Genomic DNA, 19,895 nt, shown 5'->3' on the forward strand with positions numbered 1-19,895 from the left:
GGAAGCGGCCCCGGAACGCCCCGCGCACCCGCGCCGACCGCCCCGCACCTCTCCGACCTGCACGCCTTCCTGGAATGCGCTTGATGGGCAACTGATATATCAGTAGCCTGCGGTAACGTAAGGGGCCGATCGGGAGCAGGTCAAGGGGGCCGGATGACGCAGCACCGGGCGGCGGACGCCCACCCCGGAGCGGGGGAGCCCTCGCTCGCCGAACGCGCCTACCGCGCCCTGCGCGACCGGCTGATCATGCTGGAGATCCGCCCCGGCGCCCCCATCAGCGAGGACCAGCTCGCCCAGTCCCTCGGCGTCGGCCGCACCCCCGTCCGCGAGGCCCTCAAACGCCTCCAGTACGAGCGGCTGATCGCCGTCTACCCGCGCCGCGGCACCTTCGCCACCGAGGTCAACATCACCGACCTCGCCCACATCTCCGAGGTCCGGCGCGAGCTGGAGCCGATGGCCGCGGCGCAGGCCGCCCGCCGCGCCACCGACGCCCACCGCACCGCGCTCACCGCCCTCACCGCGGAGCTGGAGGGCGCCCCCGCCGCACCCCGCAGCCCCGGCGCGCTGATGCGCCTCGACCTCCAGGCCCACCGCGCCGTCTACGCCGCCACCCGCAACCCCTACCTCGAAGACACCCTCGTGCACTACGACAACCTCGCCACCCGCGTGTGGTGCCTCTTCGTCGACCGGCTGCCCGGGGTCGCCGGACACATCGGCGAGCACGGGCCGCTGCTGCGCGCGGTGGCCGGCGGGGACGCGGAGAAGGCCGCCGAACTGGCCGCCGCGCACGTCGAGGGCTTCGAACGCGCCATCCGCACGGCGCTCTGACCACCCCGCCGCGCCCGGTACGCGCCGCGGGCCCGGGGCGGCCGGTCGCCGTTCCGGACCCGCCGGGCCTCACGCCTCGTCGGTCGTGGGGATACGGCCGGGCGGCTCCGGCTCGGCCTCGATGCGATGCAGGAAGTCGCCGATGAGGAACTTGTAGACCGCGCCGCCGATCAGACCCCCGCAGAGCGGCGCGACGATCGGCACCCAGAAGTAGAAATTCCCCCACTGATCACGCCAGGCGCCCCGGTATCCGGTCAGGAAGCTGGCCAGCCGCGGACCGAAGTCGCGGGCCGGGTTGATGGCGTAGCCGGCGTCCGTGCCGAAGGCCATGCCGATCGCGACGACCACCAGGCCGATGACGAACGGCGCGAGGTTCGCGCCGGGCGGGGTGTTCAGCAGATCGGTCAGGGCGAAGATCAGGATCATCAGGACGGCGGTGCCGAGGATCTGATCCCGGAAGGCGCCCCACTCGTGGACCCCGGCGGCCGTCGAACCGTTCCCCGGCAGGGTGGAGAAGATCGTCTGGGTCTTGATGCTGTGCCCCGGATCGGCCCGCGCGATGACCTCGGTGTAGTTCCACCGCACCAGCAGCGCGGCGCAGAACGCGCCCACCGTCTGGGCCAGCGCGTACGGTGCCACCTTCGCCCACGAGAACCCCTTGAACGCGGCGAGCGCCACCGTCACCGCCGGGTTGAGGTGGGCGCCGGTCATCCGCGCCGCGACGTACGCGCCGAGGGTGACGCCGAGCCCCCAGGCCCAGGCGATGCTGTCGTGGCCGCCGAGCCCGCCCTTCGGGTCGGTCAGCGCGCCACCTGCGTTGACCTGCGCCACCACACCGCAGCCGAAAAGGATGAGCACCATCGTGCCGAGGAACTCCGCGAGGAGTTCGTGGATCAGCTTGGGCGTGCGAGGCGGTGCGCTCATCACGGCGTCTCCCCGGCGGTCGGCGGTCACGCCCCGCCGAAGTGGAACGGGACGTCGCCCGATCGTCATCAGCCCCCGGCCCTCCGCGCCACCCGGACCGCCACCCACCGCCCGGATGATGACCCGGACGGGTGAGACGCTGCTCCGTCCGGGCACGACGGCCCACGGGGCGACGGCACGGCTGCGGGGCTCACGCTCCGGGCCCGGGGCGGTGCCGCGCCGCGCACCACGACGAGGCGCTGCCGGGCCTCGCGGTGAGGCGTCTTCGTACGCGGACCGCGGCAGGCCCTGCGCGCCGCGGTCCGGCCCGTTCCCGTACGGGGCGACGGGCCCTCCGCCAGGCGCCCCGGCCCGTTCCCGGCCCCGTACGTGGCGACGGGGCGCGGCCCCTCGGGCCACGCCCCGCCACCCCGGGCTCGCGCCCCTCGATCCCGCAGGTCAGCGGCTGTCCGCCGGGCGGCGCCGCCGTGCGTACGCGACCGCGCCGCCGCCCGCCACGACCAGCGCCGCCGCGCCCGCCGCGAGATACGGCGTGCCGTCGGCGCCGGTGTGCGCCAGCGAGCCGCCGGTGACGCCCGCGGGCGCCGGACGGTTGGGCGTCGGCTGCTGCGGCGTCGCCGGGGCGGAGGGCGACGGCGACGGGCTGGGCACCGCGTTGTCCCACACCGTCACGGTCCGCCGCTCCCCGGACACCGCCTCGATCTTCCGCGGCTCCTTGTCGAGCTGGTACCCCTCGGGCGCCTTCGTCTCGACTATCCAGTACGTCCCGGCGGGCAGGTCGACCGCCTCGGACCTGCCGTCCTTCCCGGTCGTGACGGTGGTGACGACCTCGCCCGGCGCGCCCTTGTCGTCCGCCCGGATCTCGTACGTCGCCGGGGAGGTGACCGCCTCGCCCGTGGCGCGGTCCTTCTTCACCGCGATCACCACCGCGGCGGGCTGGAAGCGGATCTCACCGGACGCCGTGAGCGGCTTGCGCTCGGCCACGAAGTACACCAGCCGCTGCATCGGCTTGCCGTGCACCGTGCGGTCGGTGTGCCAGAACGTCGGCGAGTTCACCGACACCTCCGCGCCGAACGCGGCGCCCGCGTCCTTGCCCGGCTCGTCCGGCGTGAAGCGGAAGACCGCCCTGCCCCGCGCGTCGGTGGTGCCCACCGCGCCGGGCCGCGCCGGACGCGCGACGTTGGTCAGATCCGTGGTGTTCACCTCGACGCCCTCGGCGGGCTTCTTCCCCTGCGCGACCTTGACCGTCAGCTCCTTCTCCCGCGGGGTGCGCTCGTACGGGAAGGTCGTGCCGGAGCCCTCGACGCTCAGCGTGTACGGCGCCGCGTCGACCGTCAGGATCTCCTTGCGCAGCCGGTTGAACTGCGCGACGACCGGCGCGGTGTCCACCGACGCGTCGCCGCCGTAGCCCGCCACCGCGCCCTTCGGCATGCCCTTGTCCAGCCACTGCTGCCAGGGGATCTTCTCGCCGTTGTAGCCGCTCTCGTCGATGCCGTCGTGGGCGGCGAGCGCCCAGGTCACCAGCGCGGCGGCGGCCGAGGTGTTACGGCCCTCGACGGTGTCCGGCAGTGTGCCGTACCGCGAGGCCAGCTCCGCCAGCCGCGCCTTGGTGTCCTCGGAGAGCTGCTCGGGCGCGCCGGTGCGGGTGTAGCCGTTGTCCTTGCCGTCCGGGCCGTACAGCGCCAGGTCCAGGCAGAGCGCGTGGCTGCCGTCGTCCAGGACGTGGGTGCCGGTCCACATCGCGGTGTGCTTGCCGGTCCGCAGATGCCAGCCGACCGCCCGGCCCTCGTGCCCCTCCCGGTCGGCGGCCGACGCCACCGACGCCGGGAGCACCGCGCCCACCACCCCCACCACCACGGACACCGCGCCCATGGCCGAAAGTCTTCTCATCCGAGCTGTACGCATGAAAGTCGAGCCCCCTCGAAGTCCGGGCCGTCCGCGGCCCTCCCGCCCGCGCGGCCGCAGCGCGACGGGGCGGTGGCCGGCGGACCCGGCGCCACCCGGCTGCGGCGCGGACTGCCACAGAAAAGTACCGCCATCGCGGTCATGTCAAAGGAACTTGGCACAAACCCAGCACATCCCGGCCAGGGCGGGCACAACGCCGCGGCCCGCCGCGACCGGTCTCCCCGGCCCCGCGGGCCGTGGACCTCAGGTCATGCCGGGGCCGGCGCGTACCTCCGGTACGGCGCCGGGCACATGAGTGATGGCCAAATCCCCTTCTTCGTACGGGACGTGGCGTGCGGTCCGCCGTGGGCGGCTTGGCGGGAGCGGCGCCCGGGGCGGGTCAGCGGGGCGCGGTGCGGTGGCCGAAGAGGTGGCGGCGGTGCGGCTTCCCGGGTGCCGCGGGGCGGTCGTGCTGTTCGGTCCGCGCCCGCCGTGAGGAGCGGCCCGCCCCGGCCACCAGCAGTCCGAGGCCGAGTACGGCCACCCCGCCGACGATCACGCCGAAGAGGAAGAGCGCCCCGGCGGAGCCCGTCAGGTGGTAGCCGAACACCTTGAACGCCATGAGGAGTTCGTGTCCGGCACCGACGTTGCCGACGACCGCGGCGACACCGACGACGACTGCGGCGATCAGAAGGACGAGTCCGAGGAAGACGAACATGAGGTGCTCCGAAGCTGCGTTCCGCGTACGGACCGGACGGGCGGACCGCCGCCCGTCCGGGCCTTCGCCTACCAGTAGTGGCGCCGTCCGCCGACGCCCCGTCCCAGGAGGCCCAGGAGCCAGAGCGCGGCCCCGACGATCAGCAGAACGGCGCCGATGGTCCAGAGCACCGCGATGCCCGTCACCAGGCCGATGACGAGAAGGATGAGGCCGAGAATGATCACGCCAACCTCCCGGTGGCTCGTACCGGTCCGTGCCCCGTGCCCCTGTCGTACCCGGCGGCGCCAGCGACAAACAGGTCGATAACCGGGCGAATCGATGAGTTCCGGGGCGCCCGGAGGAGCGCCCTGAGGGCGCCGGCATCCGGCGCCCGGCCGCTCACCCGGCCGGCGGTCCCTCGTGGCTCCCGTCCGCCGTGGCGCCGCCCGGCGGTTCCGCGCCGGGGGCGGGCTCCTGGCCGGACGTGGTGCGGAACGCCGGGCGGTCGTCCTCGATCTCCACCCGGATCCGGTCACCTGGGGAGAGCGCCCCGTCGAGCACCAGCCGCGACAGTGAGTTGTCGATCTCCCGCTGGATGGTCCGCCGCAGCGGCCGCGCCCCGTACTCCGGACGGTGGCCGCGGCGGGTCAGCCAGTCGACCGCCTCCGGCGAGAACTCGATGGTCATGTCCTGCGCCCGCATCCGGCGGCTCGTCGCGTCCAGCAGCAGTGCGGTGATCTGCCGCAGCTGCGCGTCGGTGAGCTGCCGGAACACGATGATCTCGTCGAGCCGGTTGAGGAACTCCGGCCGGAAGTGCGTGCGCAGCGCCGCCATCGCGCGCTCGCGCGCCGCGTCGTCGCCGCCCGACGGGCCGAAGCCGAGCGTGCCCCGGCCGCCGCTGAGCGCCTCCGACCCCAGATTGCTGGTCATCACGACGACGGTGTTCTTGAAGTCGACGGTCCGGCCCTGCGCGTCGGTCAGATGCCCGTCGTCCAGCACCTGCAGCAGCATGTTGAAGACATCGGGGTGCGCCTTCTCCACCTCGTCCAGCAGCACCAGCGCGTACGGATGGCGGCGCACCGCCTCTGTCAGCTGCCCCGCGTCCTCGTGTCCGACGTATCCGGGCGGCGCCCCGACCAGCCGGCTCACCGTGTGCCGCTCCTGGTACTCGCTCATGTCGAGCCGCACCATCCGGTCCTCGCTGCCGAACAGCGCCTCCGCCAGCGCCCGCGCCAGCTCCGTCTTGCCCACCCCGGTCGGCCCCAGGAACAGGAAGCTGCCGATCGGGCGCTGCGGATCGGCCAGCCCGGCACGGGAGCGCAGCACCGCCTCCGCCACCGCGGCCACCGCGTCGTCCTGTCCGATGACCCGCGCGCTCAGCCGCTCCTGGAGGCCCAGCAGCCGCTCGCGCTCCTCCTCGGTGAGGTTGCTGACCGGGATGCCGGTCTGGCGGGAGATGATCTCCGCGATGTCCGCCGCGGTGACCTCCACGACCCGGCCGTCCCCCGTCGCCTCGCCCGCCCCCGCACCGATCCGCTCGGTCAGCGCCGTGATCCGGTCCCGCAGTTCGGTGGCGCGCTCGTACTGCTCCGCCGCCACCGCTTGGTCCTTGTCCCGCGTCAGCTGCTCGGCCTCCCGCTCCAGGTCCCGGACGCCCGCCGCCTTGGTGCCCGAGCGGAGCCGGACCCGGGCACCCGCCTGGTCGATCAGGTCGATCGCCTTGTCCGGCAGGAACCGGTCGGTCAGATACCGGTCGGACAGCTCCACCGCCGCCAGCAGCGCCTCGTCGGTGTACCGCACCTGGTGGTGGGCCTCGTACCGGTCCTGGAGCCCCCGCAGGATCTCCACCGCGTCCGCCACGTCCGGCTCCGGCACCAGCAGCGGCTGGAAACGGCGGGCCAGGGCGGCGTCCTTCTCGATGTACCGGCGGTACTCCTCCAGCGTCGTGGCGCCGATGATGTGCAGCTCACCGCGGGCGAGCGCCGGTTTGAGGATGTTGCCGGCGTCCATGCTGCCGCCGTCGGCGCCGCCGCCCGCGCCCACCACGGTGTGCAGTTCGTCGATGAAGACGATCAGCGTGTCCGAGTGCGCCCGTACCTCCTCGATGATGGCGTTCATCCGCTCCTCGAAATCGCCGCGGTAGCGGGTCCCGGCGACCACGCCCGTCATGTCGAGCGACACCACCCGCCGCCCCGCCAGCGTCTCCGGCACGTCCCCGTCGGCCATCCGCTGCGCGAGCCCCTCGACGATCGCGGTCTTGCCCACGCCCGCGTCGCCGACCAGCACCGGATTGTTCTTCCCGCGCCGCGACAGCACCTCGACGGTCTGCTCGATCTCCGTCTCCCGCCCGATCACCGGATCGATGCGCCCGGCCCGCGCCAGCTCCGTCAGATCACGGCTGTACTTGTCGAGCGTCGGCGTCTCGTGCCGGGGCGGCGCGCCCGGCTCCGGCGGAGCCGGCGGATGGCCCGGCGCCGCGCCCCGCTCCGCGTGCTGCGCGTCGATCCGGAAGACGTTGAGGATCCGCCCGGCGGCCGAGTCCGGATTGGCCGCCAGCGCCTCCAGGACGTGCTCCGGGCCGATGTACGACGCGCCGGAGCCCAGCGCCATGTCGTGCGCGCCCAGCAGCGCCCGCTTGACCGCCGGGGTCACCGCCACCCGCGCCTGCTGCGGGCCCGAGCCCGCGCTGCGGTCGATGTCCGCGGCGAGCGCGTCGGGGTCCGCGCCGGACTGCCGTACCAGGCTGCGGGTGGGCTCCGCGGTCAGCGAGGCCCGCAGCAGATGCTCGGTACCCAGCTCCGTACTGCCGTGGTCGGCGGCGTAGGTCGCCGCGGACGTCACCAGATCGCGGGCGCCGGCGCTCATCAGCCGGGCGATGTCCGCCTGCCGCGGCATCCGGCTGGAGCCGCCCGGACGGCCGAAGACGCGTCCCAGGAAGTCGCCGAACGGGTCCGGTTCGAAGCCTTCCGGGCCCATGAATCCGTCGCTCATCTGTGTCCGTTCCGCTGTCACGGTGCCGCGACTGCTGCCTGTCGGATCCGTTACCGGCCACCGCGGGCGCGCACACGCCGGACGGCGGCCCCCGCTTCAGGATCAGGGCCACCGCCGCGCTCCGCACGCGGACGGCCCGCCGCCCACCCGGCCACCGGCCCGCGCCGGCCCGGCGCCGTCCGGGATCGTGGCCGCACGCCGCCCGGCCCTCACCCCGTGCCGCCCCCGGCCAGCCGGGCGGCCCGCTCCAGGACCTCGGTGAGCATCGGCGCGGTCAGCCGCCCGGTGAAGACGTTGCGGCGGCTGGGGTGGTAGCACCCCAGGACGTGCAGCGGGCCCCGGCCGTTCGCGCCGGGCAGCGTCACCACGGCGCCGTGGCCGAACGCCGGGCGCGGGCGCGGCAGCCGCCACCCGGCCGCCGCCAGCACCGGCCACAGCGCCTGCCAGCCGAACGCCCCCAGCACCACCACCGCCCGCAGCCCAGGTGCCAGCAGCGCCAGCTCCGCCGCCAGCCACGGGCGGCAGGTGTCCCGCTCGGCCGGCGTCGGCCGGTTCTGCGGCGGCGCGCAGTGCACCGGCGAGGTGATCCGTACGCCGTACAGCTCCAGCCCGTCGCCGGGCCGCACCGCCGTCGGGCGGGAGGCGAGCCCGGCGGCGTACAACGCGGCGAACAGGAAGTCCCCGGCGTCGTCCCCGGTGAACATCCGCCCCGTACGGTTGCCGCCGTGCGCCGCCGGTGCCAGGCCCACCACCGCCAGCGACGCGTCGGCCGGACCGAACCCGGGCACCGGCCGCGCCCAGTACTCCTCGTCCCGGAACGCCGCCCGCCGTACCGCCGCGACCTCCTCCCGCCACGCCACCAGGCGCGGACAGGCCCGGCACCCGGTCACCGCCCCGTCCAGCTCCGCGACGCTCGCGCAACGCGCCGCCCGGTACGCCGGGAACCCCGCTTCGGCCTCGTCCATCCCCTCACCGTAGGACCGCCGGACGGCCCGCGCCGTCCGGCCCGCGCCGCCGGGGCCCGCGGCGCCGGGCCGCCTACACTCGCCGGATGGCGAAGTATTTCGATGTACACCCGGACAACCCCCAGCGCCGCACCCTCGGCACCGTCGCCGAACTGATCCGCTCCGACGGGCTCGTCGCGTACCCGACGGACTCCTGCTTCGCGCTGGGGTGCCGGATCGGCAGCCGGGACGGCGTCGCCCGGATCCGGTCGATCCGTCAGCTCGACGACCGGCACCACTTCACCCTCGTCTGCCGCGACTTCGCGCAGCTGGGCCAGCTCGTCCAGATCGACAACGACGTGTTCCGTACCCTCAAGGCGGCCACGCCCGGCAGCTACACCTTCATCCTCCCGGCGACCCGCGAGGTACCGCGCCAGCTCCAGCACCCCAAGAAGAAGACGGTCGGCGTCCGCATCCCCGACCACACCGTCGCGCAGGCGCTTCTGGACGAGTTGGGTGAGCCGATCCTCTCCAGCACCCTGCTGCTGCCCGACGAGGACGAGCCGCTGACCCAGGGCTGGGAGATCAAGGAGCGCCTCGACCACGTCCTCGACGCGGTCGTCGACTCCGGTGACTGCGGCACCGAACCCACCACCGTCGTCGACTTCTCCGGCGGCACTCCGGAGATCGTCCGCCACGGCGCGGGGGACCCGTCCCGCTTCGCGTAGGAACGAGCGGCATGCGCGGCGGAGCGAGCGGCAGGGGCACCGTCCGGCTCACCACATCTCCCGGACATCTCCTGGACCGGACGGGAACCCGCCCCACCCCGCCCCGGCCCCGCCGGCGGCTCTGGCCCGCGCCGTCCGGTGCGTCACGGAGCGGGCGTGTAGCCGCGGGCGCGGACGAGGTCGTGGGTGAGCCGGGTGAAGGCGCGGGCGGCGGCGCTGCGGTAGGCGCCCTCGCGGTGCAGCAGGGTCACCGTACGGGTGGGCAGCGGCGGGTCGAGGGGGACGGGCGTGAGGTGGGGGTGGTCGTCGGTGATGGCGTCGGGCAGGACGGTGGCCAGGCCGGTGCGCCGGACGATCTCGGTGAGCGCCTGGAGGGAGTTGGCCTCGACCGTGATGCGCGGGGTCGCCCGGTGGCGGGCGAAGTAGGAGTCGATATGGACGCGGGTGGCGAAGTCCGCGCTGAGCAGGGCGAGTTGCTCGTCGTTCAGGGTGTGGACCGGTACCGGGCCGGACGGGTTCCGGGTGTGCGGGGCGCCGGTGACGAGGCTGAGGGTCTCGGTGAACAGCGCGGTCGCGGTGATACCGGGCAGGTGGGTGCCGGCGAAGGCGATGCCCAGGTCCAGTTCGTCGGCGAGCAGCGCCGCCTCGGCCCGGTCCTGGGTCAGCTCCGTCAGGGTGAGGCGCACGCCGGGATGGCGGGCGTGCAGTTCGGCGGTGAGCGGGCCCACCAGATAGGCGGTGAAGGTGGGGGTGACGCCCAGGCGCAGATGGCCGCGGGAGAGGTCCTGCACGTCGTGGACGGCGCGTTCGGCGGTGGCGAGGTCGCGCAGGGCGCGCCGGGCGTGGTCGGTGTAGACGGCCCCGGCGTCGGTGAGCCGCACCGTCCGGCCGGTGCGGTCCAGCAACTGCACGCCCAGGCTCCGCTCCAACTGCTTGATCTGCTGGGACAGCGTGGGCTGCGAGATGTGCAGCTCCTCGGCGGCGCGGGTGAAGCTGCCCTGCTCGGCCACGGCGAGCAGATACCGCAGATGACGCAGTTCGACGGGGGCCATGAGGTCAAGCATAGGTACGGCCGATGAGCCCCGGGCCCGGCCTCTCGTACGCGCTGTACCTGCGGGTCACGCGGGAGAGGCCGGGGTGCCGGGGGTGCCCTCCAGCCGGTCGGGGCGTTCCTCTCAGCCGGTCGTGGCGGCGAAGGGGCCGCTGTGCGTGAACGCGAGCCGGGCGAAGTTCTCGCCGATGCGCCGGTGCGCCTCGGGGCTGGGGTGGATCCCGTCCGGCAGCGGGATCTCGTCGTGGTCGCGCTCGCCGTACAGGTCGAGTCCGTCCACGTAGTGCAGGTGCGGGTCCTCGGTGGACCGCTGTTCGGCGATCTCGGCCAGCACCTCGCGGATGATCGTGAGCGTCAGCCGCCCGGCGGCGGTCTCCGCGGGGTCGCCGGTGGCCTTGAACCGGAGCGTGCCGCCGGAGAAGTCCGGCATCAGGGGGCCGGGGGTGTGCTCCTGCGTCGGGCACAGCAGGGGGGAGACGAGGAGCAGCGGGGCCGTCGGGTGGCCGTCGCGGATCGTGTCGAGGAAACCGTGGACGGCCGGGGCGAAGGTGCGGCGGCGCATGGCGTCGCTGTTGGCGACGTTGAGACCGAGTTTGACGCTGATCAGGTCGGCGGGGGTGTCCCGCATCGCGCGCGCGGTGAACGGGTCCACCAGTGAGCTGCCGCCGAACCCGAGGTTGATCAGATCCACCCCGCCCGCGGCCGCGGCCAGGGCGGGCCAGGTGGCGCTGGGGGAGGCGGCGTTGGAGCCCTGGCTGGCGGAACTGCCGTGGTGCAGCCACACCCGGCGTCCGCCGGTCGGCGCCGGTTCGACGGGGGCGTCGGTGCGCAGCGCTATGACCTCGGTGATCTCCGTGTGCGGGAGCCAGATCTCGATGTTCTTCGGGCCCGCCGGGAGGCCGGTGAAGTGCGCGGTGCCCGCCGGTCCCGGGACGAACTCGGCGGCCTGGGTCCGCATATCGGTGATGGTGCGGAGGTTCCCGCCGTCCACGGTGGCCTGGGCGGTGAGCCGGCCGTCGACCAGCAGGTCGTACACGCCGTCCGGGAGGGGCGGGACACCCACGTAGGCGCGCTTGGTGGCCAGGGCGTCCAACGCGATGGTGGTGGCGCCGGTACGGAAGGCCAGCCGCACCCCGGAGGGCTGGGCCTCGGCCACGGCCAGCAGGTCGTCGGGGATCTGGCGGCGCGCCCGCGGCGGCAGCCGGTGCGGCAGCAGACCGTGCGCGGTCTGTTCCACGTCGAGGTGTCCGCGCAGGAATTCGGCGGTGATCGGGGTGGTGATCAGGGTCTGTTCGGTGCTCATGACTGCGAGCCTCCGGTCCGTTCGGGGGAGAGACGAGTGCGGGGGCGCGGGGCGGTATGGGGTGCGCCGGCCCGGGGGCGTGCGGAGGGTCAGGAGGCGGACCGGCTCCGCAGGGCGAGGTCGAGGGAGTCCAGGGTCCAGGCCCAGGACCGATCGGTGGCGACGTCCGTGTGGTCGAAGGCGCCGGACGCCTCCAGGGCGGCATAGCCGTGGAAGACGCTGCCCAGCATGCGGACCGCGTGCGTCTGGTCCGGCTCCGCGAGGTCGTAGCCGCGCAGGATCGCCCGTGTCATCTGCGCGTGCCGGACGCCGGCACTGGCCGCGGCGGTCTCCGGATCGAGCCGGTACCGGGCCGCTTCGTACCGGCCGGGGTGTGCGCGGGCGTAGTCCCGGTAGGCGTTGGCGAAGGCCGTCAGGGCGTCCTTGCCCGCGCGTCCGGCCACGGCGTCGGCGACCCGGTCGGCGAGTTCCTCCAGCGCGAAGAGCGCGATCCGCACCTTCAGCTCGTGGGAGTTCTTCAGGTGGGAGTACAGGCTCGCGGGCTTCACCCCGAAGCGCCGGGCGAGCGCTGACAGGGTCACCTGGCCGAAGCCGATCTCATCGGCGAGCTCCGCGCCGGCCAGCGTCAGCCGCTCCGGATTCAGTCCTGCCCGAACCACAACCATCACCTGCTCTCGATTTGCCTATTGAGAGTATGCATGTGCCTACGACCTATAGGCAAATGCCTGGGAGGGTGCGGCGCTGTCCGCGGTGACCTGCGCCGGGCGGGGCCGCGCGTGGCGGAGGGGACCCGTATGTGCGGGACCGGCCGGGCGGCCCGAGACGTGCCGGTCGGCGCGGGCGGCCCGCGCCGACCGGCACGGCAGGCCGAAGGGGCGGGAATTACGCCACCCGGTGGGGGACTTGCGATTGACTCGGCGGGTGTTCAGATTGATGAGCGTCGCGATGACCGTGTCGGCCGCGGTGGCGTCCGGAATCCTGGCTCTGGTGTTCTCGCCCTGGTGGTGGGTGCCTGCCGGACTGCTGTTGCCGCCCGCGCTGCTCGGCGTGGGAGATGTTCTGCAGCGCAAGCATTCGGTGCTGCGCAACTATCCGGTGCTGGGGCATCTGCGTTATCTGATGGAGTACATCCGCCCGGAAATGCAGCAGTATTTCATCGAGCGGAACTTCGACGGCCGCCCCTTCGACCGCGATGTCCGCAGCATCGTCTATCAGCGCGCCAAAGGCACCGAGGCCGAGGAGGCGTTCGGCACCGAACGCGATGTCTACCTCGCCGGATACGAATTCCTCGTCCCCTCGATGTCCCCGGTGCCCGTACCGCAGGAGAAGCCGGTGGTACGGATCGGAGGTCCGGACTGCACCCGCCCGTACGACATGGCGTTGCTCAACGTCTCCGCGATGAGCTTCGGCTCGCTCTCGGCGAAGGCGATCCTCGCGCTCAACCGCGGCGCGGCGCAGGGCGGATTCGCCCATGACACCGGCGAGGGCGGACTGTCGGAATACCACTTGCGGCACGGCGGTGACCTCATCTGGGAGATCGGCACCGGATATTTCGGCTGCCGCACCCCGGAAGGTGACTTCGACGCACAGGACTTCGCCGAAAAAGCGGCGTACGCCCAGGTGAAATGCGTGTCGCTGAAGCTCTCGCAGGGCGCCAAACCCGGTATCGGCGGAGTGCTCCCCGGCGGTAAGGTCAACGCCGAGATCGCCCGGGTACGCGAGGTTCCCGAGGGCCGCACCGTCATCTCGCCCCCGTACCACCGGGTCTTTCGCACACCCCGCGAACTCGTCCGGTTTCTCGCCCGGATGCGGCGGCTGGCGGACGGCAAACCCACCGGATTCAAACTCTGCGTCGGCTCCCGGCGGGAATTCCTCGCGGTCTGCAAGGCGATGTGCGAGGAGGAGATCACCCCCGATTTCATCGTCGTGGACGGCGCCGAGGGCGGCACCGGCGCGGCTCCCCTGGAGTACGCCGACCATCTGGGCACCCCGCTCACCGAAGGGCTGATCACCGTCCACAACGCCCTGGTGGGCACCGGACTGCGCGAACGCATCCGGATCGGCGCGAGCGGAAAGGTCGCCACCGGCGCCGATCTGGTCAAACGCCTGCTCCAGGGCGCCGACTACACCAACGCGGCGCGCGCCATGATGTTCGCCCTCGGGTGCATCCAGGCCCAGCGCTGCCACACCAACACCTGCCCCGTCGGCGTCACCACGCAGGACCCGTGGCGCACCCGCGCCCTCGACGTGGACGACAAGTCCGCACGGGTCCGCCGCTACCAGGAGGCCACGGTGCGCAGCGCCCTGCAGATCATGGCTTCCATGGGCGTGCGGAACCCCGGCGAACTCGCCCCGCACCAGCTGCGCCGCCGCCTGGACCCGCGCACCGTCCTGTCGTACGGGGAGCTGTACACCTGGCTCGAACCCGGGCAACTGCTCACCGGACCGCCGCCCGCGTGGCGCCGCGACTGGGAGGCGGCGGACCCGGACAGCTTCCGGGCGTGACGCGCCGCGGCGGATCGCCCGGAGGCCGGAGCGGGGGGAAGGAAGGGCGTCCCGCGCTGCGGTGCGCGGGACGTACGGCGAGGCCGCGCCCCGGTGCCGCGCTCCCGGCGGCGGCCCCGGGCTACTTTCCGACGGCCTTGCGCAGTTCGGCCTTGTTCATGTTCGAGCGGCCCTCGACGTTCTTGCGTTTCGCTTCCTCGTAGAGCTGGTCGCGCGTAGGCCCTTGCGCGCCCTTGTGCGACCGTTCGCCGCCGCGTTGGGGTGCGGATTTCGGGTCCTGGGTGGAGACCTTGCTCGCGGTCTTCGCCTCACCGGAGCGGGCGCGTTCCTTGTTGACGGTGCGCGCGGCGATCTCCTTGGCGCGCCGCGTCGAGGTGCCGCGCTCCTCGGCCTGCTCCTTGATGTGCTCGTACTGCCGCTCGCGCTTCTTGCTGGAGCCTGCGGGCATGGGTCCTCCTCGGTCGTGGGGGCGGGAACTCCTCGGTGCCGTCATCGCGTGGGGAGGCGACGGGCGCGGCGACCGGTCGCCCGGGGGCTCACGCGCCGGGCCGCGCGTGCCGCGCGTGTGCCGTGCCGGAGCCCGGCGGCGCGTTCCCGTGGTCGGGTCCGGGCGGCCGGGGCGCCTCCGGGTCGGGCGGGAAGAGCGGGCGCCGGGACGGCGGGGGCGCGCCCGGCGGCGGAGGCCGGGGCGCCTCGGGATCGGGTGGGAACGGCGGCTCGCGCGAGGGCGCGGGCCGGGAGGGCGGTTCCGGCCCGATGCCGCGCGGGGCCGGGCCGGGCGAGCCGAAACGCATGCGCATTCCTGTCCCTCGGGGGCGGTGGCAGGCACCGGACGGTGTCCGGTGTGCGGAATGTTCGGGGGCGAGGGCGGAGCGCCCGTCAAGGCGGCTCCCCGGCTCCCGGCGGTGGCTTCCGTGGCGGGAACCGACCCCTCTCCCACTCTGCGGCATCCGGCGGGCGGGCGCGACGGGGCCCGGCGCGCGTCGGGCCGGGGCCGCCGGAGCGGAGAGCGTCGGGCCGGAGGGCGGCGGCGCCCGCGGCTCCGCCCGAGGCCGGCAGCCGTGTCAGGCCCCGGGCCCGGTTGCCCCCGCCCGGGAGGGCGCCGACAGTGGAGAAGCCGGGCCGGGGCGCGGGGGAGCACAACGCCGCGGGCCCCTCACCAGCCCTACCGGGAGCCCGGCCCCGCGCACCGCGGCCCCGTCGCCGCCCGGCCGCGGACGCAGCGGGCACAACGCCGGGACCGCCGGGGACCGCCCCGCCCACGCGACGCGGAACCGTACGGCCGCGCCTCACACACCGCACCCGGGAGGGGATGTCGCCGTGCGCTGCGCCGCCTCCTTCCCGGCCCACGCGGTGCTCGTGCACCGGCGAGCGCGGGACAGGACCCGCCGGGGAGCCGCCGACCTGGCGGGTTCCGGGGCCGGATGCCCGTGCTCCGCCGTCTCCACCGGGTGGGCCGCCCCGCCCGCGAGCCGTCGACCGGCGGTGGCCCGGCCCGGCGAGGAGCCCGGCGTTCCTCCCCGGCGGCGCACCGGGGCGCCGCCGCCCCGCCCACGTCACGGAAGGACGACCGATGACCGACCGGATCGAGGACGTCTGGGGCGACCGGACGCCCTACCCCGCCGGCGGCGCCTGGCCGCTGCGCGCGGACGCCTGCCTGGCGGTGCCCCCGGAGCGCGTCGAACGCTGGGTGCCGTCCGCCTGCGTGCTCTGCTCCAACGGCTGCGGACTGGACATCGCCGTCGCCGACGGCCGCATCGTCGGGGTCCGGGGGCGCCCGGACGACCGCGTGAACCACGGGCGGCTCGGACCGAAGGGCCTGTACGGCTGGCAGGCGGGGAACGCCCCCGACCGGCTGCTGCACCCGCGGATGCGGATCGACGGGGAGCTGCGCCGCGTCGACTGGGACACCGCCATGGCAGCCGTCACCGCACGCTCGCGCCAGGCCCTCGCCGAGCACGGTCCGCTCGCCATGGCTTTCTACACCAGCGGCCAGCTACTCGCCGAGGAGTACTACACCCAGGCCGTGATCGCCCGCGGCGGCATCGGCACACCGCACCTCGACGGCAACACCCGGCTGTGCACCGCCACCGCCCAGTGGGCGCTGATCGAGAGCTTCGGCAGCGACGGCAACCCCGGCTCGTACACCGACATCGACCACTGCGACACGCTCTTCCTCGTCGGGCACAACGTCGCCGAGACACAGACGGTGCTGTGGGCCCGGATGCTCGACCGGCTGCACGGCCCGGACCGGCCCCGGCTGCTCGTCGCCGACCCGCGCCTGACACCGGCGGCGCGCGAGGCCGATGTCCACCTCGCCCTCCGGCCGGGCACCAACGTGGCCCTGCTCAACGGTCTGCTGCACGAGGTGATCCGCACCGACCGGCTCGACCACGCCTTCCTCGACGCCCACACCACCGGCTACCCGGAACTGGCCGCCACGGTCGCCGCGTACCCCGCCGAACGCGCCGCGGAGATCTGCGGCGTCCCCGCCCGCGACATCCGCCGCGCCGCCGAACTCCTCGGCGGCTCCCGGCGGCTGGTCTCCACCGTCCTCCAGGGCGTCTACCAGTCCCACCAGGCCACGGCCGCCGCCGTCCAGGTCAACAACCTGCACCTGCTGCGCGGCATGATCGGCCGGCCCGGCGCCACGGTCTTCCAGATGAACGGCCAGCCCACCGCCGAGAACACCCGGGAGACCGGCGCGGACGGCTCCCTGCCCGCCTACCTCAACTGGCAGAACCCCGACCACGTCCGGCGCCTGGCGGACCACTGGAACGTCGATCCGCAGCGCATCCCGCACTGGGCGCCGTCCACCCACGCCATGGAGATCTTCCGCCACTGCGCGGACGGCACGGTGACCTTCCTGTGGATCACCGGCACCAATCCGGCCGTCTCCCTCCCCGAACTCGCCCGGATCCGGCGCACCCTCGCCTCCGGCCGCCTCTTCCTGGTGGTGTCGGACGCCTTCCCCACCGAGACCACCGCCCTCGCCGATGTCGTGCTCCCGACCGCCCTGTGGGGCGAGAAGACCGGCTGCGCCACCAACGCCGACCGCACCGTCCACCTGACACACAAGGCCGTCGAACCGCCCGGGGAGGCCCGCAGCGACTTCGCGATCCTCCTCGACTACGCCCGCCGGATGGGCCTGACCGACCGCGACGGCCACCCGCTGCCGTCCTGGGAGCGCCCCGAGGACGCCTGGCACGACTTCATCGCCCTCACCGGCGGCCGCCCCTGCGACCAGTCCGGCCTCACCTACGCCCGCCTCCGCGACAGCGGCGGCACCCCCTGGCCGTACCCCGACGGCGCGGCCACCGGCACCGAACGCCTCTACACCGACCACACCTTCCCCACCTCCGCCGACCGCTGCGAGGACTACGGACACGACCTGACGACCGGCGCCCAGTACACCGCCGACGCCTACCGCGCACACGATCCCGCCGGGCGGGCGCGCATGCGGCCTGCGGAGTATCTGCCGCCCCACGAACCGCCGGACGAGACCTATCCGCTCCGCCTGACCACCGGCCGCCGCGTCCACCACTGGCACACCCGCACCAAGACCGCGCGGGTCCCCGAACTCGACGCCGCGGCGCCCGAGATGTGGGTGGAGCTGCACCCCGACGACGCCCGCGCCCGCGGTATCGCCGAGGGGGACACCGTGCGGGTCGTCTCCCGCCACGGCGCGGTCGAGGCACCCGCCGTCCTCCGCGGCCACCGGCCGGGCGTCGTCTTCGCCCCGTTCCACTACGGCTACGCCGACCGGCCGGAGACCACCCGCCACGAGCGGGCCGCCAACGAACTCACCCGCACCGAATGGGACCCGGTCTCCAAACAGCCCCTGTTCAAGCTCACCCCCGTACAGGTGCGCCCGATCACCGGCGCACCGCCGGACGGCCGGCCCTCCGGCGACGGCCCGCCCGCCCCTCCGGACCGCCTCCGGGAGCCGCGATGAACTCCGTCCACCCCCTCCTGCGCCACCTCCACGCCGACGTCACCGCGCTCGCGGCGGCCTACCGGGACGTCGCCGACCGCAGGGGGGACGACGCGGGGACGCACTATCCGGCCCGTACGGTCGCCGCGCAGTGCGACCGGCACACCGTGTGCCTCAGGACGTGGGCGGAGCGCTTCGGCCCCGCCCTCCCGCCGCCCGGGACCGCGCCGCCCGCCGGGCGGGAGACGGCCGGCGGGCGGACACCGCCACCGGACGGCGACCTTCTCGACGACCTGTACCTGCTCCACGCCAAGGCCCAGGCCGCGCACGTGCGGTGGACCGTTCTGGTCCAGGTCGCCCAGGCGCTGCGGGAGCCGGAGCTGCTGGCCGCGGCGACCGCCTGCCGCGACGAGACGGGCACTCAGATCGCGTGGCTCACCACCCGCGTCAAGGAGGCGGCGCCCCAGGTGGTCATCGTGGCCGGCTGAGCCGGGGACGCCCGGCCGTTCCCGCAGCGGGCCGTTCCCGCAGCGGGGCGCCGCCGCCGTCTGCTCCCGCACCCGCGGGGGCGCCGGACGAGAACGCCCGGCGCCCCCGGCCTCACGGCGTCAGGCGCCACCGCCTCACGGCGTCAGCAGCGTCTTGACCATGCCGTCCTGCTTGGCCTGGAACATCCGGTACGCCTCCGGGCCGTCCTCCAGCGGCAGCCGGTGGGTGGCGAAGCCTTCGACGCCCAGCGGGTCGCCGTCCGTGAGCAGCGGCAGGAGGGTGTCCGTCCAGCGCCGGACATTGGCCTGCCCCATGCGCACCGTGAGCTGCTTGTCGAACATCTTCAGCAGCGGCATCGGATCCACGGCGCCCCCGTAGACCCCGGCCACGGAGACCGTCCCGCCCCGCCGCACCACATCGACAGCGGTGTGCAGGGCGCCCATCCGGTCCACCCCCAGCCGCGTCATGAACCGTTCGGCCAGCGCGTCCGGCAACCGCCCGACGACGTCCTGTGCGGCCTTGACCAGCGGCGCGCCGTGCGCCTCCATCCCCACCGCCTCGACGACGGCGTCGGCCCCGCGCCCGCCGGTGAGGCGGCGGACCTCATCCGCCAACCCGTCGCCGAGGGCGTCCAGATCGAGGGCGTGGACCCCGCGCTCCCGGGCCCGCGCCAGCCGTTCGGGCACCAGATCCACACCGATCACCCGGCCCGCGCCGCGGTGCAGCGCCACCCGGGCGGCCATGTCCCCGATGGGGCCGAGCCCGAGGACGACCACACTGCCGCCCGGCGGCACATCGGCGTACTCGACGGCCTGCCACGCGGTCGGCAGCACGTCGGAGAGGTAGACGAACCGCTCGTCCGGCGGCCCGTGCGGGACCCGGACCGGGAGGGTGTCGCCGAACGGCACCCGGAGGAACTCGGCCTGCCCGCCGGGGACCTGACCGTAGAGCTTGGTGTAGCCGAAGAGGGCGGCTCCCATGCCGTGCTCGGTCACCTGGGAGGTCTCGCACTGGGAGTGCAGCCCCCGCTCGCACATCCAGCACGTACCGCACGAGACGTTGAACGGCACCACCACCCGGTCGCCGGGGGAGAGCGTGGTGACCTCCGGCCCGGTCGCCTCGACGATGCCCATCGGCTCGTGCCCGAGGATGTCCCCGGGCGCCATGAACGGCCCCAGCACCTCGTACAGATGCAGATCGGAGCCGCAGATACCGGTGGAGGTGATCCTCACCAGGATGTCGGCCGGTTTCTCGATCACCGGATCGGGGACGGTCTCCACCCGGACGTCCCGCTTGCCGTGCCATGTCAGTGCCCGCACGCTGATCGCCCCTTCGCGTGTCCGATGGTGCGGTGGGCGGCGCGGAGGGCCGTGAAGCCGCCGCGCCCTCACGATCGGGGAACCGCCCGGCGAGACGGCCGCGGGGCGCCCCCGGATCGGGCGCCGGCCGGAACGGCTCCCGGCCCCCGTACGGCCGTCCCCTCCACCATAGGGACCGGCCGCGACGCCCGCACGAACGGCCGAGTGGCCCGGGAGCGCGGCTGTCCGCACCATAGGAGGAGCGTGACCGCCGGACCGGCAGTCCTCCGGCGCAACTCTCCCCGGTCGCAGGACACGG

Annotated in this window: 16 protein-coding genes; 5 read left to right on the forward strand and 11 right to left on the reverse strand. The window is 74.2% G+C overall.

All coding sequences use genetic code 11. From position 1 onward, the window contains the following. Positions 1 to 153 precede the first annotated feature (153 nt). Entirely contained in the window at positions 154 to 828 is a 675-nt protein-coding gene (locus ACZ4M8_RS12610; RefSeq protein WP_467606163.1) for a GntR family transcriptional regulator, read from the forward strand. 69 nt (positions 829 to 897) lie between these two features. On the opposite strand, the gene ACZ4M8_RS12615 is transcribed toward ACZ4M8_RS12610, so the two are convergent. The 6 genes from ACZ4M8_RS12615 to ACZ4M8_RS12640 form a co-directional block, all read right to left on the reverse strand. Beyond that, entirely contained in the window at positions 898 to 1,752 is an 855-nt protein-coding gene (locus tag ACZ4M8_RS12615; protein WP_467606164.1) for an MIP/aquaporin family protein, read from the reverse strand. Between the two features lie 438 nt (positions 1,753 to 2,190). Next, a complete protein-coding gene (locus ACZ4M8_RS12620; RefSeq protein WP_467606166.1) occupies positions 2,191 to 3,624 on the reverse strand; it encodes a SpaA isopeptide-forming pilin-related protein in 1,434 nt (477 codons plus the stop codon). A 412-nt stretch (positions 3,625 to 4,036) separates the two neighbouring features. Next, complete coding sequence (locus ACZ4M8_RS12625; protein WP_467606168.1) at positions 4,037 to 4,354, reverse strand: hypothetical protein; 318 nt, start codon at positions 4,352 to 4,354, stop codon at positions 4,037 to 4,039. 68 nt (positions 4,355 to 4,422) lie between these two features. Next, complete coding sequence (locus ACZ4M8_RS12630; RefSeq protein ID WP_467606169.1) at positions 4,423 to 4,578, reverse strand: hypothetical protein; 156 nt, start codon at positions 4,576 to 4,578, stop codon at positions 4,423 to 4,425. A 154-nt stretch (positions 4,579 to 4,732) separates the two neighbouring features. Continuing rightward, entirely contained in the window at positions 4,733 to 7,324 is a 2,592-nt protein-coding gene (locus ACZ4M8_RS12635; protein ID WP_467606171.1) for an ATP-dependent Clp protease ATP-binding subunit, read from the reverse strand. Positions 7,325 to 7,533: 209 nt separating this feature from the next. Beyond that, positions 7,534 to 8,289 carry a uracil-DNA glycosylase gene (locus tag ACZ4M8_RS12640; protein WP_467606173.1) on the reverse strand — a complete coding sequence of 252 codons (756 nt, stop codon included), beginning with the start codon at positions 8,287 to 8,289 and terminating at the stop codon, positions 7,534 to 7,536. Between the two features lie 86 nt (positions 8,290 to 8,375). Here ACZ4M8_RS12640 and ACZ4M8_RS12645 point away from each other — a divergent pair, with 86 nt between their 5' ends. Further along, positions 8,376 to 8,996 (forward strand): L-threonylcarbamoyladenylate synthase, encoded by a 621-nt coding sequence (locus ACZ4M8_RS12645; RefSeq protein ID WP_399096050.1) that lies wholly within the window; start codon positions 8,376 to 8,378, stop codon positions 8,994 to 8,996. Positions 8,997 to 9,139: 143 nt separating this feature from the next. On the opposite strand, the gene cynR is transcribed toward ACZ4M8_RS12645, so the two are convergent. From cynR to ACZ4M8_RS12660, 3 genes are all read right to left on the reverse strand, one after another. Beyond that, positions 9,140 to 10,048: a transcriptional regulator CynR gene (cynR, locus tag ACZ4M8_RS12650; RefSeq protein WP_467606176.1), complete on the reverse strand. Its 909-nt coding sequence runs from the start codon at positions 10,046 to 10,048 to the stop codon at positions 9,140 to 9,142. Positions 10,049 to 10,171: 123 nt separating this feature from the next. After that, on the reverse strand, positions 10,172 to 11,350 hold the full coding sequence (locus ACZ4M8_RS12655; RefSeq protein WP_467606177.1) for a GDSL-type esterase/lipase family protein: 1,179 nt from the start codon (positions 11,348 to 11,350) through the stop codon (positions 10,172 to 10,174). Between the two features lie 89 nt (positions 11,351 to 11,439). Then, positions 11,440 to 12,009: a TetR/AcrR family transcriptional regulator gene (locus ACZ4M8_RS12660; RefSeq protein ID WP_467606179.1), complete on the reverse strand. Its 570-nt coding sequence runs from the start codon at positions 12,007 to 12,009 to the stop codon at positions 11,440 to 11,442. Between the two features lie 286 nt (positions 12,010 to 12,295). Here ACZ4M8_RS12660 and ACZ4M8_RS12665 point away from each other — a divergent pair, with 286 nt between their 5' ends. Beyond that, positions 12,296 to 13,855 carry an FMN-binding glutamate synthase family protein gene (locus ACZ4M8_RS12665; RefSeq protein WP_467606181.1) on the forward strand — a complete coding sequence of 520 codons (1,560 nt, stop codon included), beginning with the start codon at positions 12,296 to 12,298 and terminating at the stop codon, positions 13,853 to 13,855. A 121-nt stretch (positions 13,856 to 13,976) separates the two neighbouring features. Here ACZ4M8_RS12665 and ACZ4M8_RS12670 read toward each other — a convergent pair whose 3' ends face one another. Then, a complete protein-coding gene (locus ACZ4M8_RS12670) occupies positions 13,977 to 14,303 on the reverse strand; it encodes a plasmid stabilization protein (protein WP_467606183.1) in 327 nt (108 codons plus the stop codon). A gap of 1,125 nt (positions 14,304 to 15,428) precedes the next feature. Between ACZ4M8_RS12670 and ACZ4M8_RS12675 the strand changes: the two genes are divergently transcribed. Together ACZ4M8_RS12675 and ACZ4M8_RS12680 are read left to right on the forward strand one after the other, a co-directional pair. Continuing rightward, the gene (locus tag ACZ4M8_RS12675; RefSeq protein WP_467606186.1) at positions 15,429 to 17,810 is read left to right on the forward strand and encodes a molybdopterin oxidoreductase family protein; all 2,382 of its coding nucleotides are present in this window, start codon (positions 15,429 to 15,431) and stop codon (positions 17,808 to 17,810) included. Next, positions 17,807 to 18,277: a hypothetical protein gene (locus tag ACZ4M8_RS12680; RefSeq protein WP_467606187.1), complete on the forward strand. Its 471-nt coding sequence runs from the start codon at positions 17,807 to 17,809 to the stop codon at positions 18,275 to 18,277. Before ACZ4M8_RS12675 ends, ACZ4M8_RS12680 begins: the two co-directional genes overlap by 4 nt. 135 nt (positions 18,278 to 18,412) lie before the next feature. On the opposite strand, the gene ACZ4M8_RS12685 is transcribed toward ACZ4M8_RS12680, so the two are convergent. Then, positions 18,413 to 19,597 (reverse strand): zinc-dependent alcohol dehydrogenase, encoded by a 1,185-nt coding sequence (locus tag ACZ4M8_RS12685; protein WP_467606190.1) that lies wholly within the window; start codon positions 19,595 to 19,597, stop codon positions 18,413 to 18,415. Positions 19,598 to 19,895 lie beyond the last annotated feature (298 nt).

The organism is Streptomyces sp. NPDC027185 (assembly GCF_055567035.1).